The organism is Candidatus Deianiraea vastatrix, assembly GCF_007993655.1.
GTDB classification, from domain to species: domain Bacteria; phylum Pseudomonadota; class Alphaproteobacteria; order Rickettsiales; family Deianiraeaceae; genus Deianiraea; species Deianiraea vastatrix.
This window is the reverse complement of the sequence record NZ_CP029077.1, coordinates 1,145,357-1,168,275: the sequence shown is the minus strand read 5'-3', so window position 1 is coordinate 1,168,275 and position 22,919 is coordinate 1,145,357. Positions and strand designations below refer to the sequence as shown.

At 34.1% G+C, this 22,919-nt stretch carries 19 protein-coding genes; 9 read left to right on the top strand and 10 right to left on the bottom strand.

Going from position 1 to position 22,919, the window contains the following annotated elements; translation table 11 throughout:
• Positions 1-9 precede the first annotated feature (9 nt).
• Positions 10-2,229 (top strand): polyribonucleotide nucleotidyltransferase, encoded by a 2,220-nt coding sequence (gene pnp / locus deia_RS05585; protein ID WP_146821405.1) that lies wholly within the window; start codon positions 10-12, stop codon positions 2,227-2,229.
• 56 nt (positions 2,230-2,285) lie between these two features.
• Positions 2,286-4,310, top strand: coding sequence for an acetyl-CoA carboxylase biotin carboxylase subunit (locus tag deia_RS05580; protein WP_146821403.1), 2,025 nt, complete (start codon positions 2,286-2,288; stop codon positions 4,308-4,310).
• A 449-nt stretch (positions 4,311-4,759) separates the two neighbouring features.
• Here the strand turns inward: deia_RS05580 and hemF are convergent, their stop codons facing one another.
• The 4 genes from hemF to deia_RS05560 all read right to left on the bottom strand — a co-directional run bounded on the left by hemF (position 4,760) and on the right by deia_RS05560 (position 7,564).
• Positions 4,760-5,614 (bottom strand): oxygen-dependent coproporphyrinogen oxidase, encoded by an 855-nt coding sequence (hemF, locus tag deia_RS05575; protein WP_146821401.1) that lies wholly within the window; start codon positions 5,612-5,614, stop codon positions 4,760-4,762.
• 105 nt (positions 5,615-5,719) lie between these two features.
• Positions 5,720-6,124: a hypothetical protein gene (locus deia_RS05570; RefSeq protein ID WP_146821399.1), complete on the bottom strand. Its 405-nt coding sequence runs from the start codon at positions 6,122-6,124 to the stop codon at positions 5,720-5,722.
• 47 nt (positions 6,125-6,171) lie between these two features.
• Positions 6,172-6,849 carry a hypothetical protein gene (locus tag deia_RS05565; RefSeq protein ID WP_146821397.1) on the bottom strand — a complete coding sequence of 226 codons (678 nt, stop codon included), beginning with the start codon at positions 6,847-6,849 and terminating at the stop codon, positions 6,172-6,174.
• Positions 6,850-6,922: 73 nt separating this feature from the next.
• Positions 6,923-7,564: a DUF374 domain-containing protein gene (locus deia_RS05560; RefSeq protein WP_161982888.1), complete on the bottom strand. Its 642-nt coding sequence runs from the start codon at positions 7,562-7,564 to the stop codon at positions 6,923-6,925.
• Between the two features lie 253 nt (positions 7,565-7,817).
• On the opposite strand from deia_RS05560, the gene deia_RS05555 reads away from it, so the two are divergent.
• Together deia_RS05555 and deia_RS05550 are read left to right on the top strand one after the other, a co-directional pair.
• Positions 7,818-8,141: a ferredoxin family 2Fe-2S iron-sulfur cluster binding protein gene (locus tag deia_RS05555; protein ID WP_146821394.1), complete on the top strand. Its 324-nt coding sequence runs from the start codon at positions 7,818-7,820 to the stop codon at positions 8,139-8,141.
• A gap of 167 nt (positions 8,142-8,308) precedes the next feature.
• Positions 8,309-9,484: a hypothetical protein gene (locus deia_RS05550; protein WP_146821392.1), complete on the top strand. Its 1,176-nt coding sequence runs from the start codon at positions 8,309-8,311 to the stop codon at positions 9,482-9,484.
• Positions 9,485-9,938: 454 nt separating this feature from the next.
• On the opposite strand, the gene deia_RS05545 is transcribed toward deia_RS05550, so the two are convergent.
• Positions 9,939-11,720 carry a class II fumarate hydratase gene (locus deia_RS05545; RefSeq protein WP_146821390.1) on the bottom strand — a complete coding sequence of 594 codons (1,782 nt, stop codon included), beginning with the start codon at positions 11,718-11,720 and terminating at the stop codon, positions 9,939-9,941.
• Between the two features lie 141 nt (positions 11,721-11,861).
• Here deia_RS05545 and deia_RS05540 point away from each other — a divergent pair, with 141 nt between their 5' ends.
• Positions 11,862-12,821 carry a hypothetical protein gene (locus deia_RS05540; RefSeq protein ID WP_146821388.1) on the top strand — a complete coding sequence of 320 codons (960 nt, stop codon included), beginning with the start codon at positions 11,862-11,864 and terminating at the stop codon, positions 12,819-12,821.
• Positions 12,776-13,279 carry a hypothetical protein gene (locus deia_RS05535; protein ID WP_146821386.1) on the top strand — a complete coding sequence of 168 codons (504 nt, stop codon included), beginning with the start codon at positions 12,776-12,778 and terminating at the stop codon, positions 13,277-13,279. The genes deia_RS05540 and deia_RS05535 overlap by 46 nt, the downstream gene beginning before the upstream one ends.
• A 292-nt stretch (positions 13,280-13,571) precedes the next feature.
• Here the strand turns inward: deia_RS05535 and deia_RS05530 are convergent, their stop codons facing one another.
• Both deia_RS05530 and deia_RS05525 read right to left on the bottom strand, forming a co-directional pair.
• Positions 13,572-16,316: a 2-oxoglutarate dehydrogenase E1 component gene (locus tag deia_RS05530; RefSeq protein ID WP_146821384.1), complete on the bottom strand. Its 2,745-nt coding sequence runs from the start codon at positions 16,314-16,316 to the stop codon at positions 13,572-13,574.
• Entirely contained in the window at positions 16,313-16,813 is a 501-nt protein-coding gene (locus deia_RS05525; RefSeq protein WP_146821382.1) for a hypothetical protein, read from the bottom strand. Before deia_RS05525 ends, deia_RS05530 begins: the two co-directional genes overlap by 4 nt.
• A gap of 116 nt (positions 16,814-16,929) precedes the next feature.
• On the opposite strand from deia_RS05525, the gene deia_RS05520 reads away from it, so the two are divergent.
• A complete protein-coding gene (locus deia_RS05520) occupies positions 16,930-18,039 on the top strand; it encodes a coiled-coil domain-containing protein (RefSeq protein ID WP_146821380.1) in 1,110 nt (369 codons plus the stop codon).
• Positions 18,040-18,048: 9 nt separating this feature from the next.
• Here the strand turns inward: deia_RS05520 and glmM are convergent, their stop codons facing one another.
• Complete coding sequence (gene glmM, locus deia_RS05515; RefSeq protein ID WP_146821378.1) at positions 18,049-19,407, bottom strand: phosphoglucosamine mutase; 1,359 nt, start codon at positions 19,405-19,407, stop codon at positions 18,049-18,051.
• Positions 19,408-19,411: 4 nt separating this feature from the next.
• Positions 19,412-20,572 carry a rod shape-determining protein RodA gene (gene rodA / locus deia_RS05510; protein WP_146821376.1) on the bottom strand — a complete coding sequence of 387 codons (1,161 nt, stop codon included), beginning with the start codon at positions 20,570-20,572 and terminating at the stop codon, positions 19,412-19,414.
• A gap of 67 nt (positions 20,573-20,639) precedes the next feature.
• On the opposite strand from rodA, the gene deia_RS05505 reads away from it, so the two are divergent.
• Both deia_RS05505 and deia_RS05500 read left to right on the top strand, forming a co-directional pair.
• Entirely contained in the window at positions 20,640-21,365 is a 726-nt protein-coding gene (locus deia_RS05505) for a YebC/PmpR family DNA-binding transcriptional regulator (RefSeq protein WP_146821374.1), read from the top strand.
• A gap of 5 nt (positions 21,366-21,370) precedes the next feature.
• Positions 21,371-22,315 carry an SbmA/BacA-like family transporter gene (locus tag deia_RS05500; RefSeq protein ID WP_146821372.1) on the top strand — a complete coding sequence of 315 codons (945 nt, stop codon included), beginning with the start codon at positions 21,371-21,373 and terminating at the stop codon, positions 22,313-22,315.
• Here deia_RS05500 and deia_RS05495 read toward each other — a convergent pair.
• Entirely contained in the window at positions 22,305-22,751 is a 447-nt protein-coding gene (locus tag deia_RS05495) for a TrmH family RNA methyltransferase (protein ID WP_146821370.1), read from the bottom strand. The genes deia_RS05500 and deia_RS05495 overlap by 11 nt on opposite strands.
• Between the last annotated feature and the right edge of the window lie 168 nt (positions 22,752-22,919).

Here is a 22,919-nt window from a genome sequence, read left to right as displayed (position 1 = left end):
GATGAAAAAATGTTTAAAACTACAAGAAAAGAGTTTGAAATTGGTAATAAAAAGTACTATTTAGAAACTGGAAAACTCGCAAAACAAGCTGACAGTGCTGTCCTTTGCGGATGCGGCGATACACAAGTGCTTTGCACGGTTGTTTTTGCAAAAGATGCTAATCCCGAAGCTTCTTTTTTCCCACTATCCGTAACCTATATTGAAAAATTTTACGCTTTTGGAAAAATCCCTGGTGGATACTTAAAAAGAGAAGGTAAAGCAAGTGATAAAGAAACCCTCACTTCAAGGCTTATTGATAGACCAATTCGCCCGATGTTTCCTGAGAATTTTTACAACGAAGTTCAGGTAATTTGTACTTTAATTTCATACGACAAAGAAAACGACCCTGATATGGTTGCATTAATCGGTGCATCAGCGGCATTAAAGCTTGCAGGACTTCCACTTTTACACACTGTTGCGGGCGCGAAAATCGGCTTTATTAACGGCGAATTCGTGGTAAATCCAAGCCAAGAACAGTTAATTTCTAAAGAAAATAAGCTTGATTTAACAGTTGCGGCGACAAAAAGCTCAATATTAATGGTTGAATCTCAAGCGCACGAAATTAACGAAGAGCAAATGCTTAAAGCCCTAGACCTTGCGCAAAAATCATGCATTCCTGCGATAAATGCTATAGATGAGCTTGCAAAAGAATGTGGCAATCCTTTATTTGAAGCAAAGGTTGAAAGTGATGCTATAAAAGATGCAAAAGCTAAGATTTTATCACAGTTTAAAGACCAAATTATTCAAAACTATACAATTCGCGAGAAAAAAGATAGATATAAAGCGCTTAACCAAATGCGTGATAAAATCAAGGAAATTTTCGCAAAAGATGTTGAAGAAGGTAAATTCATGGCAATCGAGCTTGAAACTGCAATCTCATGCGTTGAGGCATCCATTGTTCGTGCAAACATTATAGAAAAAAAGACCAGAATTGATGGGCGAAATCCACAAGAAATAAGACCAATTTATATAGAAACTGGATTACTTCCGCGTTCCCACGGTTCGGCATTATTTTGCAGAGGTGAAACTCAAGCCATGGTTGTAGCAACTCTTGGCGCGCCAATTGATGCTCAAATGTTCGATTCCATCGACGGAGTTCAAAAAGATCAATTCATGTTGCACTATAATTTCCCTCCATTCTCAGTTGGAGAAATTGCAGGACTAAGGGGTCCGGGAAGGCGTGAAATCGGGCACGGAAAGCTTGCTTGGAAAGCAATTTATCCAATGTTAGACCTTGAAAATTGCCAATATACAATAAGAGTTGTATCGGAAATCTTGGCGTGCAACGGCTCATCTTCTATGGCAAGCGTTTGCGGTGCGTCACTTTCCCTTATGGATGCTGGAATTGCGATTAAAAAACAAGTTGCCGGAATTGCAATGGGACTGATTAAAGAAGGCGATAAATTCGAGGTTTTAACTGATATAATGGGTGATGAAGACCATCTTGGTGATATGGATTTTAAAGTCGCAGGAACAGTAGATGGAATAACTGCCCTTCAAATGGACATTAAAATCGATGGAATAAGCCAGGAAATCCTTACAAAAGCACTAGAAGATGCGAAAAAAGCTAGATTATTCTTGATTGAAAAAATGGATGCAATAATTGCAAAGCCAAAAACTGAAATTAGTGCACACGCTCCTCAGGTAATAACTTTCTCAATTTCCTCAAATTCTATCGGAGATGTTATAGGTAAAGGCGGCTCAAATATTAAGCAACTTTGCGAAGAATACAAATGCAAAATTGACATATCAGAAAATGGACTTGTCACAATTTACGCAGAAAGCCTTGAAAAAGGCAATGCTGCAAAGGAAAATATCGTTCTTGCAACAACAAATCTTGAATTTGGAAAGACATACGAAGGCACAATTGTTGAGTTAAAAGCTTTTGGCGCAATGGTAAAACTCCCAGGAAATAAACAGGGAATGATACACATAAGCGAAATTGCATCTGTTCGTGTCAATGAAATAACAGATTATCTTGAAGTTGGGCAAGTTGTTCAGGCAAAATACCTAGGCACAGACGACAAAAGACGCATTAAGCTTTCTGTTAAAGAAATGAATTTACCAAGCAAAGTTGACCCGAATTTGACAAAGGAACAAGAAGACGCTGAAAAGCTTATCGATAAAAGATTTTCATCCGAGTCAGGCGTTGATATCCTGCATAGCAACGATGTTTTCTACTCAAATTAATTTACTTGCTTTTTAATTATTTGTATTAACAATTCTTCTAAATCAGATGATTTTTTATGTCAAATAACAGTAAAATTCATACTATTTTAATAGCAAATAGAGGCGAAATTGCCGTTCGTGTTATTGAAACTGCAAAAAAAATGGGCATTAAAACTGTTGCAATTTACTCAGATGTTGATGCTCAGGCAAAATTTGTTCAAAAAGCAGATGTTGCCATACCAATTGGCGGAATTACCTCTCGTGAAAGCTATCTTGATATTGAAAAAGTAATCAAAGCTTGCAAAATGTCAGGTGCTAACGCCGTGCACCCTGGATATGGATTTTTGTCAGAAAAAAGCGAATTTGTCGAAAGATGTGCTAAAGAAGGCATAATTTTCGTTGGCCCATCGGCAAAATCTATGGAAATGATGGGGGATAAAATCACTTCAAAAGAAACGGCAAAAAAAGCTGGGGTAAATGTTGTTCCGGGGTTTTTAGGCATAATCGACGGTAAAGATCATGCGGAAAAAATAGCATCAGAAATAGGATTTCCAGTCATTATTAAGGCTTCAGCTGGCGGTGGTGGAAAGGGAATGAAAATAGTCTATGACATTAAAGACCTTTGGGCAAGCGTTGAATCAGCAAAAAATGAGGCAAAAAACGCTTTTGGTGACGACAGATTGTTTATTGAAAAATACATCGAAAGACCGCATCACATAGAAATACAGTTAATTGCCGATAAACACGGCAATGTCGTGTGTCTTGGTGAGCGTGAATGCTCAATTCAGCGCTTTAATCAAAAGGTTATTGAAGAATCTCCAAGCCCTTCAATTTCAGAAAAAACCCGTAGCCAAATGTATGAACAATCAGTAAAACTTGCGAAAGAATGCGGATATTTCTCAGCTGGAACAATAGAATTTGTAATGGACGGAAAGGAAAATTTCTACTTCCTTGAAATGAATACTCGCCTGCAGGTTGAGCATCCGGTAACAGAATATGTCACAGGAAAAGACCTTGTGCAGCTTATGATTAAAATTGCAGAAGGTGAAAAATTGCCATTTACGCAGGATGAAATCAAGATTAATGGCTGGTCTATGGAGGCAAGAATCTGCGCCGAAGACCCATCAAAAGGCTTCATGCCGTCAATTGGGCGCATTTCGCACTATAAAGAACCACGCGAAATTCATAATGTGAAATTCAGAATTGATAGTGGCGTGCTTGAAGGCTCGGAAATTTCGCCATATTACGACTCCATGATAGCAAAAGTCATAACCCACGGCAGCACAAGAGCCGAGGCAATTGAGTCAATGAAAAAAACACTAGGGCAATTCGAGCTTGCGGGAATTTCAACAAATATCAACCTTGTTGAAGACATAATACGCAATAAAGACTTTAAAGACGGCAAAATTTCAACTTGGTTTATTAAGGAAAATTATCCAGATGGCTTTAAAGGTATAGAGCTCAGCGATGACGGAAAAATATCGATTATTGCTGCAATTATCAAGCTTTATATCACAAATGAAGCAAAAAGATGGAAAACCTCAGGGCAATTTGCGCTAACTCGTGACCCAGATGACAGAGTTTTATATATCAAAATCGGCGACGAGCAGCATAAAATTCGCTATAGCGAAAAGGAAAATGGCGATATTGCAATGTATATAAACAACATAGAGCTTGATTTTTCTTCAAATTATAAATACGGCGACACAATTCTTAAAGTGACTATAAAAGGCGAGGATAAATACATTAAAATCCTGCATCTTTTTGAAGGAAGCGCTAAAATAAATTACCAAGGAAGCCAGTCTCTTGTTCAATTTTTCCCCCGTCATATCGGTGAATACACAAAGCACATGCCAATTATTGACACAAATAAAAAGCCCGATAATTTTGAGTCACCCATTACCGGAATGCTTGTTAAACTTTGCATCAACGAGGGCGATAAAGTGCTTGCCGGTCAAGAGCTTTGCGTAATTGAAGCCATGAAAATGGAAAATGTAATCCGCGCAGAATTTGACACCACGATTCGTAAAATCCACAAGGAAAAAGGCGCAATGCTATCAGTTGGCGACCTTGTAATTGACTTTGATAACACGCAAAAATAATCCGCGCAGAATTTGACACTGTAATTCGTAAAATCCACAAGGAAAAAGGCGCAATGCTTTCAGCCCGCGACCTTGTAATTGATTTTTAACCTACAAGAAGCATAAAAAAAATCAAGCCTAGTCATAACTTTTTAGATTTTCAGCCTAGAATTTATCTGATTTTTAAAGTGCAAAAGTGGTAAAGTTAAATCTGTATAGTGCGATTTTCCACCTTGAAACCATTATTTCTGTATTTTCTCAAAAATTATTTGTCCAACAGTTTTGTTCAAGATACGACAATATATATATTCTTTACATTGATTTAGTTCAGTGTTTTATATCACAAAACCTATGATTATCTCTATATTTCCATCCCTTACTAGAAAATCAAAGCCGAGTAATATTTCACTTTTCAATCTTCATACTAAACTTTTTTAAACAGAAGCTCTTTGTAGGATAGAAGGTAAGACTCAATCCCACTTGCAAATTGGCGGCAGTGACATCATCATTCCATCCGCATTTCCTCCAGTCATTAAGCCAAATTTAATGCCACGATCGTAAATGAGATTAAATTCCGCATAGCGGCCGCGCTTAAATAATTGCTTTTCAACATCGTCTTTCGTCCACGATTTAGCAACCTTCTTGCGCACAATGTGGTCGTAAATTTCAACAAAAAGCGCACCAACATCACGCACAAACGGAAAAGTCTTTTCAGGACTATCATTTTCCAAGTGATAATCAAAAAATATACCGCCAATGCCGCGCGCCTCATTTCTGTGCTTTATCCAAAAATATTCATCGCACCATTTTGAAAATTTCTCGTAATATCCGCTATTGTGCTTATCGCAAACTTCCTTTAATTTTGCATGAAAATATTTTGTCTCTTGCTCGTCTTCAAAAATCGGATTTAAATCAATTCCACCGCCAAACCAAATTTTCCCAGCTGTTTGAATACATCTTGTATTCATGTGAATCGGCGGCACAAAAGGATTTCTTGGGTGCGCAACAAGTGAAACTCCACTTGCCCAGAAATTTCGCCCATTTTCCGTTCCGGGTAACTCTTTTGCAAGTTGCTCGGCGAGATCTCCAAACACAGTTGAGACATTAACACCCATTTTTTCCATTATTCTTCCACGCAAAAGACCAATTTCTCCGCCTCCACCGCCATTTCTTTCCCACGGCTTTATTTCAAATTTTTCACTTCCAGTATAATCGCTGTAATTTTTCGCAAATTCCAATTCAATTTTTTCGATCATCGATATAATCTGATAGCGTAACTCATAAAACCATGAACTTGCTTCTTTTTTGATTTCTTCAAAAGGCATAATAAAAACAAAAACTTCAGTAAAACACTTACTTTTAATCCTATTTTTCCGCTTGTTAGTCAATAAAATTTGACAATTTTGATGCAGGAAAAAATAAAATGCAAGTTATTTTCCGATATAATTATTACTATTTGAATTAAAATTTTGCGTCCTTAAAGAGCATTGCCCTACTTCTATATCTTTTTTTGGACTACTTTTTTGATATTGAAAATTATATTGTTCTGGATTTTGCTGAACGTTGTAAGTTTTATTGCTCTGCAAATTTAAGTTGTTAAAATCATCAATTATATGACTACCAGAATTGCAACCTTGATCTTCCAATGCTAAATTTTTAAATTCCTTTGATAAAGATTTAAGAGATGCACTTCTTGGAGAATTTTTCCTATCTATCTTAACTTGATTAACTTTGCGTTGTTTCTTTAAATGTTTTGCAATATCAAGACTGCTTCTACCAATCTTTATACTTCTTCCCACTGAATCATCGACATCAAGAATATCTTTACTTTTCATAAATAAAATAAACAAAGCAAATCACTATATCAAATATTTCCTTAAAGTCAAATATTAAACATATCTTTTTTTGCCTTAAATACTGCTTTCCATCGTGTTATTTGATCATTGACATACTCTTCACTATATTTATCTTGATAAAAAGACTCATAAACATCAATATCTTCATTATGTTTTTTATATTCACTTTTGCTATCATCATTTTTAATGCGAACCATTGCCTGACAATCCTTTTCTAGTGATAAAGTCTTTTCCAATTTTCTTACCTCAATATCCTTGGTTTTATCAATAGTACGGATTCTAAAAGCATGATCTTGTATCCTATCGTGCATTCGCTTTAAATTTTCTATATGGTACCTTTTTTGCAGCATTATTCTCATTAATAGCTTTCTTTCAGCCAATGTCAATCTCACGCCATGCAATCTGGGAATAGCAAGTACGGAAATATTTCGTAATATTTGCTGGAAAAACCTTGTTACAAGCACACATTCTCGATAATCACTCCTGTTTCGATTAATAACTCCAAGGCTTCTTGCCCCAACAATCTTTCCAATATGCGTCTTGGTTAATTTTTGTACACCAATCTCCTTATACCTTGCAAGCTTTTGTTTTACCCTCTGTAATTCTCTTTGATTAACGCTTCTTGCATCACCACCAAGCGATAGCTGCCATGATCTTTGCTGTTGATTTAAAATCGCTTTTTCTTCTTTGGTAAAAAATGACACAAAAATATCTATTTACAATAGACTTATGTGACTAAAAAATATAAATCAACATTTTTTTATGCAAATAAGTTACCTAATCTCTTTCTTTTTGATATCTACTTTTCTTTACTGCGCCCTGCACAACATTAGGTAAATTACACATCTTTCTTAGTCTGGAAAATGCCTCAAACATCCTTTCTTCACATAACTGCCTTAATTCATCTGGGGAAAATTTCTCAAGCTCATCTTTTGTAATCACAACTTGATTTAGTAAAAATCCACGCGAAAACGGCTTTAAAAGATATATCTTCTCCCAAGTGTTAAATTCAAAAATATTCTCAGATAATGGACATAAAAATCTTATCTGCACCCCATACCTTTTTGCTATTTTAAATAATGTTGCATCTTGAATCTGCATATCAGGACCTCTAGGCCCATCAGGTGTTACGCAAATTGCAACATTTTTCTTACATGACATAATATTTAAAATCTCCTTAACAGAGCCAAGATATCCCTTATGCCTTGAGCCATCAATAATAAAACACCCAAGTGCACGAAATGCAAATCTCATTAATAAAGTGCTCTTATTGTTAGATAACGTAACATACATATCGTAGTTTTTTTGAAAAATCTTTGTAAATGCAATAGTTGCAGTGCCTGACTTATGCCATAGAAAATAAAATACCCTGCCATTTTCGCCTACATCCTCATTTACACCTATTACATCGTAAATCATTTTAATTCTACATGAAAAACGAATTAATAATAACAATAATAGCAATATATAGCTCAATATGCGCCAAACCTGTCTTATTATAAAATTTTTTACTGCCTTATTTACAGACATGTCAATTAATGTATATTCTATCTACAAAAAGAAATATCAAATATATTTGTCAAGATGTTTTTACATCATTAAATAATTTACTTTAAAAAAAACTTGCAAACAAAAAAAATACTCTCACAATACTATAACTCTTGTTACAAATATGCCAAAAATTATCTTTATTAACAAAGACGACTCCAAAACTGAAATTAATGCAAGCTCTGGATTATCTCTGCTTGAAGTTGCTCATAATAACAATATTGATATTGAAGGCGCATGTGAAGGATCTCTTGCATGTTCAACATGCCATGTAATAGTTGCTCAAGAATGGTTTGACAAATTGGAGCCTGCAAAAGAAGATGAAGAAGATATGCTAGATCTTGCATTTGGCCTCACTAAAACCTCTCGTCTTGCATGCCAAATAATAGTTACAGACAAGTTAGATGGCCTTACAGTATCACTTCCAAAAGGCACAAGAAATCTATAATAAATTCCAAAAACAATATAATAATCCATCTTGCTTTTTTGATGTGATTAAGAACTAACTCTATATATATTACACTCTAAAATTTCTTCTTAAAAAAAGCATGTAAAAGCTACTTTCTCTTGACATTATACTAAAAATATGCTATAATAGTCAAATTTAATTTTTTTATGAACAAACTACAAGATGAAATTGAAATACCATTGCAAAAATCAGACGATGAAAATGCTATTCTTATTCCACAACATGCTCTATATAATCAAGGAGGTGTGATAAATAATATTTTTCAAAATGAGTTCATTACAATGTTATCACATATTAGTGATCAGGACATGAATGACTTAACTAAGAAAATAAATAAGATTCTTGCAAATTCAAATACTTTAAATCAAATTAACACAATATATAATGAAATGCAGCAGGAAGATAAATCATTGATAGCATCATTATTTGACAAGAATAAAAAGCCAGAAGATATTGCAATTATAACAAACATGCCAGCTAATGATAACTTTAATCGCATTAAAACATTATTTGTAAAACTGTTTAATGAATTAGCTCAGGTAATTGATACAGATAAATTAAAACCGGTTGTATTACAGAATGTGATGTATAAAATAATTGAAAATATGCATATTAACAATAAATTGTTGTTCATTCAAGAAGATAATAGTAGATTTGAAATAACGAAAAATGAGAGAAATATTATTTTTGCTGTAACTTTGTGCAGAATCTTAGCAACCGTGGTTTGTACTGGAATATTTCTACCTGTATTAAAAATGGCAAATGATCTCGTTGACCCAGATTATGATAAGGATGGATTGTTGTTATTTCTTGGTAAATATGTACTTAAAGGTACTCTAGATTACGCCTTTTTACACTGTTTTACCTGTGCTATGTTTCAAAATCTCAAGATAACAATGGAACACATAGGTAATACATGGACCGCTTTAGGCTATTCATTAATGACACAAAGAAGTGCTGAATTTAACTCTATTGACAATAATCAAAATGGAAAACCACAAACACCTTTAATGGCAAATATTGCTATCACAAAAGAAGATCAAATGAATGCATTGGCAAAAGTCTATCAAGAACAAAATCTATATGATCTCAATACTATCAAAACTGCATATCAAGATGCTCTTTCAAAGCGATTAGATAAAGGCGCTGGATGCTGTGAAATTGGCAATAATAAAAGTAATACAATTGATAATGCGCGAAAAAAAGCATATAATGTATCTTATAAAATAGTTGATAAAATGAAAAATAAAGCAGAAAAGGCAAGAAAAGAAGTTGCTCGACAACAAAATAACAGAAGAGGCTTTTCTTGTAATGTAATGTAAAACAAAAACAATCGCCAGATCACAACTTGGTCTGGCGATTTCAAATCAGTTTTTTACTTTAAATACCACTTTAGCCCGTTTAATCCTTGGTAAAATGGCTTAATATAGAGTAAAAAAGCAAGCTTGCAAGCCTTTAGTTTAAGTAGCGTGATACTTCATCATCTTCTTTAATCGTGCGTAAAAGCTGAATTTTTAGCACTTTACACAAGCCTTCTTGGATCTAAAATTCCGTTCCAGTAACCGATTTTCTAATCTTGATAGCAACAGATCTATTGCGTTATCGCAAAGCAAGTCTTTTTCTTATACATACCACTTTGATTTCCTTTTGATTGTAGAAAAATTCATTGTGATGCGTCGCAAAAGAGACAAGTTGTCGAAATTTTAGTTTTGTAAATAGCTCCTTTGACTTAAGCAAACTCATCTTAATCGTGCGTGAAAGCTTGATTTTTACACTTTACACAAGCCTTCTTGGATCTAAAATTCCGTCCCAGTCTGCCTCTTTAATGCTTCCGTTTCCTCCATCTTTTGTCAGCAAGCCAAGCTCAAGAGCTGATTCCTTAAGCGATAAGCCTTTGTGATGAGCGTTTTTGGCAATTTTTGCCGCATTATCGTATCCAATATGGGGATTGAGCGCAGTTACAAGCATTAAAGATTGGTCGACAAGTTGCTTTATTCGCTCTTTGTTTGCAACAATTCCGATTAGACAGTTGTCAATAAAGCTGTTTATTCCATCTGACAGTAAATTAATAGAATCTACAACATTTTTTATAATCATTGGTCTGAAAACATTTAACTCAAAATGCCCCTGCATACCGCCGGTTGTCACTGCGACATTATTACCAATTACCTGACATGCAATCATAGTTAGCGCCTCGCATTGTGTTGGATTTACCTTGCCCGGCATAATGGATGAACCAGGCTCATTTTCTGGAAGTGAAATTTCACCAAGTCCAGACCTTGGGCCTGAGGCTAAAAACCTTATGTCATTTGCGATTTTCATGATTGACACCGCAAGGGTATTTAAACTGCCGTGAAATTGAACAAGGTCGTCATTTGAGGAAAGCGCAAGAAATTTATTGCCTTCAGACTTAAACTTTCCAGAAAATGCAAGACCTTTTTTAAACACCTTTGTATTTGGAATATCGGACATTTTGCTGCTTGAACATGCCGTTACTTGTTGCTCTAAAAGCACTTTGTGAATCTGGTTAATTCCAGAAATTGTCGTTAAATTTTCTGCAAATTTCTCAGCAAAACCCTCTGGGCAGTTTATGCCAGTTCCAACCGCAGTTCCCCCCTGCGCAAGGCTTTCAATAAACTCAAGACTATAGCAAATATTAAATAGTGCATGCTTAATTTGTGCCTTGTAGCCTGAAAATTCTTGACCAAGGGTAACCGGCGTTGCATCTTGCGTATGCGTGCGTCCAATTTTCACAATATCTGCAAATTTCACCTCTTTTTCGCGAAGCTCATTTGAAAATCTTATCATTGCCGGTATCAACTTTTCATAAGCCAAAAGCGTCGCCGAAACATGCATTGCCGTTGGGAAAGTATCATTTGAAGACTGCCCTAAATTAACATGATCATTTGGATGCACAGGGCTTTTTCCACCCCTTTTACCTGTTTCAATTTCGTTTGCAACAGATGCAATTACCTCATTGACATTCATATTTGTCTGAGTTCCAGAGCCAGTTTGCCACGCAACAAGTGGAAATTCATTTTCGTAAAACCAGTCAAAAATGTGCTGCGAATTTGGTATATTATTCGCTGTTTTTATAGCGTTTATCGTATCTCTTTGCTGTTTTATGTACTGCAAGTTATACTTTTTTAATGCAAATTCCTGCATTTCAAGACTATCGCCACTATCCATTTTACGATTTGGATTTTCAAGCCACGAAACCCAATTTTCATAATCTGAAAAGATGAAATTTGATTTTGCGCTGTCAAAAATGCCAAGGATAATATTTACAGAATCTATTATTTTATCGCAAATTTCGGGCGTAATTTTTGCAAGCTCAACCTCATTTGGGTTTGCCATTTTTAGCTGTTTATTTGTAATCGCAGCCGCTTTTTTTATAAGCAACATCGCATAAATTACCTCTTTTGGCATTTTGTGTCCAGCGTTTTCATTACAAATTGGGAAATTTTGTATAGATCTTTGCGTTTGCGCGCCAAAATAACGAGACGCAGGCACTTTTACCTCCCCCATTGTATCTTTTTCAACTCTAAATTCGCTCATATTTTTTCTCTTAAATCTAGCATTAAATAAAGATAATAAAAAAATTATTTGCAAGTTTTTTTAAAAAAAATAAATTAATAGTTGACATTATATAAAATTTGTAGTATAATTACAAAATTTAATTTATTATTTTATATTTTTATGAATCAATTTCAAGAACAACAACAAGTTAAAGTAGAAGAAGTTGCAGCTTTACAGAACAATCAAGTACAGCTTAGCCAGGAAGACCAAGACAAAATAGCGTACATCGAAATCAATATAAATGAATATAAGGAAAGCAATAAAGATAAACAAAGTGAAACAGAAAGAAAACAACAAAAGTGTGATATAGATTTAGGAAACCTATATATTGATATTATACAAAAAGGATATGGATATTTGATAAATGTCAACCAAAATAATGGTAGAAATAACGCACTCAACTGTCAGTTTGCAATGATGAGCGCTTTTACTGAGATATGTAAATTAGCCGGCATGACTGAACAGCAAATTAAAAAGAGATCAAAGAAGCTACATGCTGACACAACTTCCGGCAGTGACGCCATCTTAAGACATGCTATAAGTTTGATACTGCTAAATAATCACAAACACAGGTTAAGGAATAAGTTGCACCATACACAAAAGAATATGATCAAAAGTTTTTGTGAATTTTTAAAAAAATCGGACAACATTATTCAGATAGAAAAAGTTCTTAAAATATGTAATAAGGTTATGAAAAACATGATGTTTAAAAAACAACTTATTGCAAATAACTCAAATAGTAAATCACAATTATATTACGATGCAAGAGAAATAATACAAAGCCACGAAATTTTTCGTACCAAGAATCTTCCTTCGATATTAGAAAATGCAACATTTAGTGAACATGGAATGCATTCAATATACAAAAAGATAACAGATGGAGTGATAACGGAAGAAGATATTGATGCAATATTGAATACTACACCACAAAGCAACATGCATAACTCTGCACTTCTGATGGTAATTGCACTATATGCAACAAAATATGCTTTAAATCCAATAGAAGAAGAAAATCAAAAAAGTTTGATTCGTACATGGAAGAACTTGGTACAAAATGTCCAGATAGAGATCAAGAGTTAATAAAAAAAGTAAAAATCGAACAAGAGGAAGAAAATCAGCAAAATCAACAGCAATTTATCAATCAAGTTCCACAAGTAAAGCAAGAGGGGGGAGATGAACAACAGCAATTCCAACAACCATATTATTCTTTTCAAATGCCAATGCAGGGGCAATTTCCACCAGTAACGCAATTCCAACAACCACAATCTAATATTAATATAATCCAGCAGCAGCTTCTTCCGCAAGTTAAAGAAGAGAATAATGTAATAGGAGAAGGTGGTAATCAACAGCCATTCCAACAACCACAATCCGCTATACAAGAACATGTTGTTCCACAGGTGAAAAAAAAGATTACAAAAAAAGATAGACGGCAATTTGAAGTAGCTCAACAGACAGCCAACCAAGCGGTGCAAAATCCTCAAACAGGTCGATACCCAACAAGAGAAAGAAATAATACATCATTCTCACAATTTTTTTGATTAATCAAGTATAAACAAAGCCTGCATCAAATGTGGGCTTTGCCTTGATGATGCAATTATATAAGAGACTTTAAATTACAAAATTTCTTCTAAAATACGTCCTTTTGCTCTTTTTGATTCTGCTTTCATTTGTTGCAATTCATATCCCAACATTAGAAAATCTTTCATAGAAAATATATACCGCAAAAGTTTCATTTATAAATATTTTAGACAATTCTTCAGTGATTTACAATAATGAGTTAAATTTATACATTAAAAACCTTATTTCCATGAAAAAAATAATGCTTAAACTCTATCCAAGCACATCCTCCAAAATATGCGCTTGCTCCTTTTGATGTTGTTTTTCAAAGCCGGTTGCAGGTGAGGCAGAGGCAGGTCTTGAAACGCATGATAATTTCGCCTTTGGCATTGAGTTTTCAAGCGCGCTTTCAAGATAATCACGAATAAACTGCCATGCGCCCATATTCCTTGGCTCCTCCTGTGCCCAAATCATCATTTTCGCCGATTTATACTGCGAAATTTCCACCTCAAACGCCTTGCTATCAAATGGATAATATTGCTCTATGCGAATTATTGCAACATCATTTCTATCGCCTGCCCTTTCAAGTAAATCGTAGTATAATTTCCCGCTTGTAACAACGACTTTCTCAACTTTTTTCGCATTAATATAACGAATTTCACTAATAATTGGCATAAATTCACCCTCAAATTCATCAAGTTTTGAAACAGCCATTTTATGACGAAGTAGCGATTTTGGAGACATAATAATCAGTGGCTTGCGGAATTTCGCGTGCAACTGGCGACGCAAAATGTGGAATAAATTCGCAGGCGTAGTCGGGTTTGCAACTATAATATTTTCCTGCGCGCAAGCTTGTAAATATCTTTCAAGACGAGCCGAACTATGCTCTGGCCCTTGCCCCTCGAAACCATGCGGTAAAAGCAGCACCAGATTTGACATAAGCAGCCATTTTTGCTCAGCAGATGAGATAAATTGGTCAAAAATAGTCGATGCACCATTTGCAAAATCGCCAAATTGCCCTTCCCAAATAGTTAAATGATTGTTTTGCACTAAAGAATAGCCATATTCAAAGCCCATAATCGCATACTCAGAAAGCGGGGAATTGCAAACCTCGTAACTTGCTTTTTCACTAGATAGTATCGATAAAATATTGTGTTTTCCGCCGCTTGTTGCATCTGTTAAAACCGAGTGTCTGTGCGAAAATGTTCCACGCTCTGAGTCTTGGCCTGTAATTCTCACGCTTTTTCCCTCTAAAACCAAGCTTGCAAAAGCTAAAATTTCACCAGCCGCCCAGTCAAGCTCGCCCGTTTTCATGATGTTTTCAAGCCTTGTCTCAATTTGCTTTGCAAGGCGTGAATTTGGCGTAAAATTTGATGGAATTGCGTAAATTTTCTGCAAAAGTGGCAGTATATCTAATTTTTTAATGCCGGTTTTATGCTTTTGAAACGAAAATTTATAATCAAAATCCTTATACTTTTCATCCTTTGTAATTTTTGTGCCAGATGCCCCAATTTCATAGTCTTTATCGAGCTTTTTTAAATATTCATCTTGAACTTTTTGCGCAAAATCCCCTGCAATATTGCCGTTTTTTAGTAAATTTTCAAAATAAACAGTAGGTGGGCTTTTTTTATCTTTTAAAACATTATACAGCATCGGGTTTGTATAAAACGGCTCATCACCCTCGTTATGCCCATATTTCCTTGAGCAAACAAGGTCAATTACAATGTCTTTTTTGAATTTTTGGCGATATTGAACCGCAAATTTTGCGATTTTAACGCACGCATCGACATCGTCGCCGTTTACGTGGAAAATCGGACATTCTATGATTTTTGCAATGTCGGTGCAGTATCTTGACGAGCGTGACTGCCAGCTTTCGGCCGTAAAGCCAATTTGATTGTTGATAGTAAGGTGAATTGTTCCGCCTACATCGTAGTTTTTCACGCCCGACATGTTAAAACACTCAGCAACTATGCCCTGTCCGATCATTGCGGCGTCTCCGTGAATTAATAATGGAATTGTGGCTTTTTTATCCTTATTTTTTGCATATGCCATGCCGATAATTAAAGGATTCACAGCCTCCAAATGCGATGGATTATAGGCAATTTCAACATCTATTTCGTTTTCCTCAATATTCTTCGTTGTTTTGTGCCCTGCGTGATATTTTACATCCGATGCAATTTCCCCAAGAGATTGATCGACCTTGACAGTCTTTAAAAACTCAGAAAAAATCGTAGATGCCGGCTTTTCGGCGATGTTTGTCAGCATTCCAAGCCGACCGCGGTGTGCCATGCCAATTATTATAGATTTTACCTTATCTTTTGCCGCGTTGTAAATGATTTCATTGATAATTGCTAAAGAAGTCTCACCACCTTCAACAGAAAACCGCTTCATACCTGGGAATTTCTTGTGTATAAACTGCTCAAAAGTCTCAGCCTTAATCATTATTTCAAGAGCGGATTTTTGCCTATCATTTGCTAGATTTTCCTGCATCAGTGCTTCAAAATTCGATACAATCCAGTTTTTTTCCTCAAGATTTGAAATATGCGAAAATTCCGCGCCAACAGAGCCTAAATAAATAGACTTTAGTCGATCCCCTTCATGCGTCTGATTTTGCGGTAGTAACTGCGAAATTTCAGGGTGCAGGCGATTTGAATTTGGAATAATTGGATTATAATCTGCCGAAATATGAGCAAATGCAATTAATTTCTCACGAAATGCGGAAATATTGCAGGCTACATCTTGCTTTTGCGTGCTTTGCGTCTTGCTTTGTGCATCATTTTTTGGCGATGCTTCCTCGTCTTTAGATATAACCTTTAAATCGCGTTTTTTCCAAGACGGACCGAAGAAATCTGTCTCAAAAGCCGCAATTTCATCTTTTGACATACTTGCAAAGAAATTACGCCAATTTTCGTCAACACTGTTTGAATTTGCCGTGTATTGCTTGTATAAATCGGCGATAAATGCTGCATTTTGCGCATACAAAAACTGGGTTTGATTAAAAATATCGTTACTACTCATACAGCACTAGAAAAATTATCAACAGCGGTCATTAAATTTGCCTTTATTTGAGACAAAATATTCTTTAAATTATTGTGCAACACAAGATTTTCAAAATATACGGAAAACCCGCTTGATATATAGGTTTTTGAGCCAATATATCTTATAAAACCAACATCTTTGCACTTTTCTTTTACAAATTTATCAGCTAAATCCTCATTAATTCCATATTTTTCGCTATAAAAAACATATGCGATTTTTTCGCCAATCTTTGCTGAAATAATATTTTCCGCCGCAAGCATTACGCAAATTACATCATTCATAGACTTTAATTTTAGTAGTGATATTTTTTCTGCAAGTTGCGATATATCAGATTTTTTACTCTCTTGCGATGAAAAAAAACTGGAAATCGCAAATTTTATCACCTCGCTTTTTTCTATATCACTTCCATCTAAAGAGCTTAAAATTGCTTTTGCCAACAGGATATTTCTCTTGTCTAGAAAATCTGAAATATTCATAAAAAAATAATGCTTGACTTTTTATACAAAGTATTTTTTTATATTTCAAGAAATTTTCTTAATTTTTCTTGACTTATTTCATTTTTTAGTGTATAATTAGAAAACTAGATGCTTTTATGAAAGATGTTTTGGAAAAATTTAAAGATTCAATGAAAATAATGCTAAAAACTCAAGATGAGTATAGAGCGAAATCAACAAAAGTTATAGAAAAAAATATAAGCCTTACAGACTCTTTATCTGGTAAAATAGATGATATACAAACAGAAGTCTCAAATCTACAAACGGAAATAGATAGCTTAAAAACGCAAAATAAAAATCTTGAAACGACAATCTCAAGCTTCAATACTCAGGCTAAATCCATAGCCGAAAATGTTATTAACGAAGAACTAAAATCTTTTAAAATCAAACTTGAAGAAGCTCTTGATAAAATGATCGCTGATAGTCGGGGATTCATGATAAAATCGATTAAAAAAGAAATATTTGATGAAATTAATGAGCGTTTAGATAAAGATGTTGAATTTGTCGTTAAAAAACATATACATCAAGACTTTGAAAATAGAAATTACCAAAAACCTCAAAATATCGAAAGAATATCAGAGTCAAATTTACAACAGAATAAAACTGAATCTCTTGATAATATTGCAAAAAACATAAAAAATAATATTCTTGCACATACTAACTCAAACGCGCAAAATCAAGACCTCAATGGCGGTGTAATCAAAAAAATTGACACAGAAGAAATAAGAAAGAAAATACTTGATGCAATAGAAAGAAAAAATGATAAAATCAATAACTCATTAGACGTTGAAAAATCAAAACAACCAACTACAGCAATAGAAATTATACTTTCAGAAGTAAAGCTTGGTCTATATAAATTGCCTTGCTTCTTCGATGGTGAAAATATATTTGGAATATATAATGCAGATCATAATAAAAATCTTCTTCAAGCCGGAATGAATGATAATCTTATGATAGCAAGCCCAGCTTATCTTGAAAAAATTCACATTAATCCATTTTGTGCAGATATATCTGAAAAAGGCGATATGATAGCAACTAAAACTAATGAATGTAAAATATATTATACCAAAAATGGAAATGTAATATCAACAACTGCGCATCTAAATATATGTAGACATTGCTTAAAAGCTATATACCATAAAGATGATATCGAAAAAACAGTGCAGCAATTTATAGAAGACTTTTTGGCAGGAACAATTCCTGAATAAAATATACAACTATAAAGATCCAGCATTTTTTAATACAGCCTGAACCTTTGATATAATTTCATCTTCAATTTCCTTGTAATTCTTGTCATTAGTCTCAATAGTCAGTCTAATTAGATTTTCAGTTCCAGATTTCCGTATTATTATTTTACTATCAGGTAATTTCTTTAAATATTCATTTGCAATGCTGTTTAAGTCTTTTGATATATCAACAGTTGGCTTTGTATCAAACTTAATCTTTGATAAATATTGCGGAACTTTCTCGAAAAAATTCAATATCTCACTTGCCTTCTTATTATATGTTGTCATCATCGATAATATATTCAGCGCACTAATTAAACCATCACCAGTTGTGCAAAATTTCTTCATTATTATATGCCCAGACTGCTCGCCACCAACAGAAGAATTGTATTTCTTCATTGCCTCATATACATTCTTATCACCAACATCGGTTCTAATTAGCTCAAGCCCATGTTGATTTAGATATTTTTCCATTCCAAGATTTGAAACTATGGTTGCAACAACATACTTACTGTTTAGGTGATCAAGATCTTTTAAATACATTGCAATGGCAGTAATAATCTGGTCTCCATCTGCTATCTCACCTTTTTCATCCACAATAATCAATCTATCACCATCACCGTCGAGTGCAATTCCAATATCAGCCCTTGTTTCAATTACTCTTTGCTGCAATATACTTGGGTGAGTTGAGCCGCAGTTAAGATTAATATTAACTCCATTTGGCTCGTTTCCAATTACAATAATATCAGCCCCAAGTTCCCATAAAATATCAGGTGCTATCTTGTAATTTGCGCCATTTGCACAGTCAATTACAACCCTTATTCCACCTAACATTTTTCCCTGCGGAAAACTTCTTTTTACAAACTCTATATATCTATCACTCATTCCCTCAATTCTTTTTGCTCTTCCAATTGCATCAGGGGTGCAGAAAAAATCATCAATTTTGCAGTTAAAATATGCATGCTCTATCTCGTATTGCAATTGATCGCTAATCTTTTCACCATTTGCATCAAAAAATTTTATCCCATTATCAATATACTCATTGTGTGATGCTGAAATCATAATTCCTATATCACACCTCATGCTTCTTGTTAAAAAACTTATAGCAGGAGTTGGCACGGGGCCTGTTAAAATAACATTCATTCCAGACGATAAAAGCCCAGAAGTAATAGCATTTTCAATCATGTAACTTGAAAGCCTTGTGTCTTTGCCTATAATAACACGCTTTGTTGATGTTAGAGACTTTAATTTATTTCCAATAATTGCACCAATCTTGCTTGCAACTTCAACATTCATAATGCTTGAGTTTGCAAGGCCGCGAATTCCATCAGTTCCAAATAGTTTTCCCATATATTTAACTTAAATTAACATCTTCATTTACATAAGCATTCGATATAATTCCAAGTAATATAAAGGATGTCAGCATGGAACTTCGCCCATACGAAATAAACGGCAGTGGCACGCCAACAACTGGAACAATACCAATATTCATACCAATATTAATAATCATATGCACGAAAATTAATGTTGTCGATGCCTGTGCTGCAATCTTTAAAAAGAAATCTTTGCGCGATATAGATGTATAATGCCCATAAAAAAATATCCCAATATACATTATAATAAGCCCTACAGTACCAATAAAACCCATCTCTTCGCCAATTACTGTAAAAATGAAATCTGTTTTGTTTTCAGGTACAAAATTTGAACGCGTCTGACTTCCAAGCCCAACTCCAGAGCCAAAAAATCCACCACCACCAATAGCAATTTTAGCCTGTGTTATGTTGTATCCAGAATTTAAAACATCGCTTTCCGGATTTATAAAAGTTAAAATTCTCTGCTTTTGATAATCATGCAATTTTGCCCATATTATTGGTATAGAGATTAATACAATAACACCAGATAAAGCAAACTTCCACATTTTTACCCCAGAAATAAAAAATATTACAATGGAAATAAATAAAATAATCATTCCAGTTCCTAAATCAGGCTGTATAATTGTTAAAACACATGGCACTAAAGCAAGTAAAAGAGGTTTGATAATCTTTTTTAATGATGCAATATCTCTCATTTCTGACTTGGAAAAATACTGTGCCATCACTAAAATTATTCCAATTTTTATAAACTCAGACGGTTGAATTTGAATAACACCAATACTAAGCCATCTTTGCGCACCAAGGGAAATTTTACCAATCGCATATGTTAAAACTAGTAAAAATAAACACAAAAGATAAAATATATACGAATATCTCTTTAAATATACAGGATGAATACACGTTACCAACGCAAAAATACACATCATGAAAGGCAAAGAAAATAACTGCTTTTTAAATAAAATTCCGCTTTGATCAACAGAAAATATAGCAGTAAGCCCAATTGCAAGCATCATTGCCATTAATATCACAAATGAAAATGGCATCTTTTTTAATTTCTGAAAATCAAAAATCTTCGTAGCAATATAGCTACTCGTCATTAACATCTGTCTTTTTTGCTGTTTTTTCTGCGCCGCGCTTAACACTTGAAAAAAGTTTGTTGATTTTTATTAATTTATATTCATTTAAAAGTCAAGTGTAAATAATTTTTTTATGGCTGGACATTCACATTTTGCAAATATTAAACACAAAAAAGATGCGCAAGATAAGAAAAAATCTAAAATCTTGACCCGCGTGCAACGCAATATAATGGTTGCACTCAAAACAGGACTTCCAGACCCAGATGTCAATTCAAAACTTCGTAGCGCAATACTTGAGGCAAAATCGGCAAATCTTCCAAAAGATAAAATCGATGCTGCTATTAAGCGATATTCAAATAACTCAGACTCTGACGATAACTACGAAGAAATGCGCTATAATGGCTATGCACCTGGCGGTATTGCAATTATAATAGAATGCCTTACAGATAATAAAAATCGCACCGCAGGCGAAGTTCGTGCAATATTTTCAAAATACGGCGGCAATCTAGGCGAAACCGGCTCTGTTGAATATAGCTTTGCTCACATAGGTCTTATAGTTTATCAAAAAAATGCCAAAACCATAGATGAAATAATAGAAATAGCAATTGAAGCCGAGGCAATTGACGTACAAGAAGATGATCAAAAATTCTATATCACAACAGATTGGACTAAAGTTCATGAAATCGCCGAAAAAGTCTCAAATAAACTCGGCGATGCAGAAAGTATAAGCGTTATCTGGGATGCTGAAAATAAAATTGCCGTATCTGGAGAGCAAAAAGAAAAACTATTAAAAATGCTCGATGCTTTTGAAAATTTAGATGATGTTCAAGATGTTTTTTCTAATGCAAATTTTGATTAATAACAATGACTAAAATATTTACTATACTAAAACACGGAATGTCAAAAAATGCCAAAATACAAATGACATTCGTGATATTTCTTTCAATTATGGCAGTAGCGTGTCTTGTTTGCATGAATTGTGTTTATGGCTGGTTTTATGACTCCCTTGTTAATAAAAATAGCCAAAAAGTCATAGCAAATATAGCTCTCTACTTCGCATTAATGATAACACTTGGACTAACCGAAGCCGAAATGCACTATCGCAAAAGAATGTTCACATCCTACTTTAGAAAAACAATATATAACTACTACAATATCTATGTTTTAAATGAAGAAAAATGTAAATTTTCCTGCCAAAGAATGAGCCAAGATTTGCTTCAATTTGGTACCCAATTTATTAATCTTTTTGCCCTACTTCTGCACTCAATATTGCTCATACCGTCATTTCTTTATGTGCTTATAACCCTTAAAATAGGCTATTTAACACTTGCAATATGTATAATAGTTACAATACTTGCTTCAATAATAAGTAAAAAAATAGGTCACCCAGTTGTAAAGTTACAATATAATCAAGAATCCCTCGAAGGTGGACTTCGTCGTGATTTAATAGATCAAACTAAGCTAACTCGTAATAAAACACTACCTGATATATCAAGTGTTCTGCAAAATTATGTTAAAATGTCAAAAAAAGAGCGACTTTTAATGTATTTTAAAAATACATATGATAAAATATCACATGCAATACCATATACCTTTCTTGTTCCTCGTTACATAGCAGCTAAAATTACCCTTGGTCAAATGGTTCAAATGGGCACAGGGCTTTCAAAATTGCTCACAGAAATAAGCTTTATCGTCAATAATATCGATAAAATAGTAGAATTTGATGCAACAGTTGCACGTGTAAAAGAACTTGATGAAATAAGGCAAAATGCAATAATCGATTTTCTTGACAATAAAATTACCGATTAACAACTAAACTTGCATACGATACAACAATCCCAACACTTACCGCAAGATTTAAAGACCTCTTACCTTCAGCCATTTTGATTTTCAAACTATCATCGCATAACTTCACTACATCTTCACTAACCCCACCAGACTCTGATCCAAAAAGCAATATATCACCTTGCTTAAAGCTATACTCACTATATAATTTATCTGCTTTTGTTGTCAGTAAAATTATCCTTGCCTCATCATTTGCAGATCTATATTCCTCAAAATTATCAAAGCAGTTTATCCGAAAATCAACTCCATAGTCCATCATAGATCTTTTAACCTCTTTTTGATCTAATACAAAACCAGTCGGCCTAATAACATCAATCTCATTAATACCAAAGCAGGAAATCGTTCTAATAATATTACCAAAATTCCCAGGCATGTCAGGCCTAAATAAACACACTTTCATGTAATATAAATAATATAACAAAAAAAAACTAAAAAATCTTTAATTGTCAAGGTTTTTATCTAAAATACCACGACTTTTTCAAAAATGCCGATTATTCCAATCAAAAGCATCAATAACAATGCAATCTCAATAAATTAAGCATACTAAATCCCTCTAAACAAAGCCTAA

Coding starts and splice junctions, on each gene's coding strand:
- deia_RS05495 (WP_146821370.1), bottom strand. CDS start 22,751: ATGAAAGTGTGTTTATTTAGGCCTGACATGCCTGGGAATTTTGGTAAT.
- deia_RS05555 (WP_146821394.1), top strand. CDS start 7,818: ATGCCAAAAATTATCTTTATTAACAAAGACGACTCCAAAACTGAAATT.
- deia_RS05530 (WP_146821384.1), bottom strand. CDS start 16,316: ATGAGTAGTAACGATATTTTTAATCAAACCCAGTTTTTGTATGCGCAA.
- hemF (WP_146821401.1), bottom strand. CDS start 5,614: ATGCCTTTTGAAGAAATCAAAAAAGAAGCAAGTTCATGGTTTTATGAG.
- deia_RS05540 (WP_146821388.1), top strand. CDS start 11,862: ATGAATCAATTTCAAGAACAACAACAAGTTAAAGTAGAAGAAGTTGCA.
- deia_RS05545 (WP_146821390.1), bottom strand. CDS start 11,720: ATGAGCGAATTTAGAGTTGAAAAAGATACAATGGGGGAGGTAAAAGTG.
- deia_RS05550 (WP_146821392.1), top strand. CDS start 8,309: ATGAACAAACTACAAGATGAAATTGAAATACCATTGCAAAAATCAGAC.
- deia_RS05560 (WP_161982888.1), bottom strand. CDS start 7,564: ATGATTTACGATGTAATAGGTGTAAATGAGGATGTAGGCGAAAATGGC.
- deia_RS05525 (WP_146821382.1), bottom strand. CDS start 16,813: ATGAATATTTCAGATTTTCTAGACAAGAGAAATATCCTGTTGGCAAAA.
- glmM (WP_146821378.1), bottom strand. CDS start 19,407: ATGGGAAAACTATTTGGAACTGATGGAATTCGCGGCCTTGCAAACTCA.
- deia_RS05570 (WP_146821399.1), bottom strand. CDS start 6,124: ATGAAAAGTAAAGATATTCTTGATGTCGATGATTCAGTGGGAAGAAGT.
- deia_RS05535 (WP_146821386.1), top strand. CDS start 12,776: ATGGAAGAACTTGGTACAAAATGTCCAGATAGAGATCAAGAGTTAATA.
- deia_RS05520 (WP_146821380.1), top strand. CDS start 16,930: ATGAAAGATGTTTTGGAAAAATTTAAAGATTCAATGAAAATAATGCTA.
- deia_RS05500 (WP_146821372.1), top strand. CDS start 21,371: ATGACTAAAATATTTACTATACTAAAACACGGAATGTCAAAAAATGCC.
- deia_RS05505 (WP_146821374.1), top strand. CDS start 20,640: ATGGCTGGACATTCACATTTTGCAAATATTAAACACAAAAAAGATGCG.
- deia_RS05580 (WP_146821403.1), top strand. CDS start 2,286: ATGTCAAATAACAGTAAAATTCATACTATTTTAATAGCAAATAGAGGC.
- pnp (WP_146821405.1), top strand. CDS start 10: ATGTTTAAAACTACAAGAAAAGAGTTTGAAATTGGTAATAAAAAGTAC.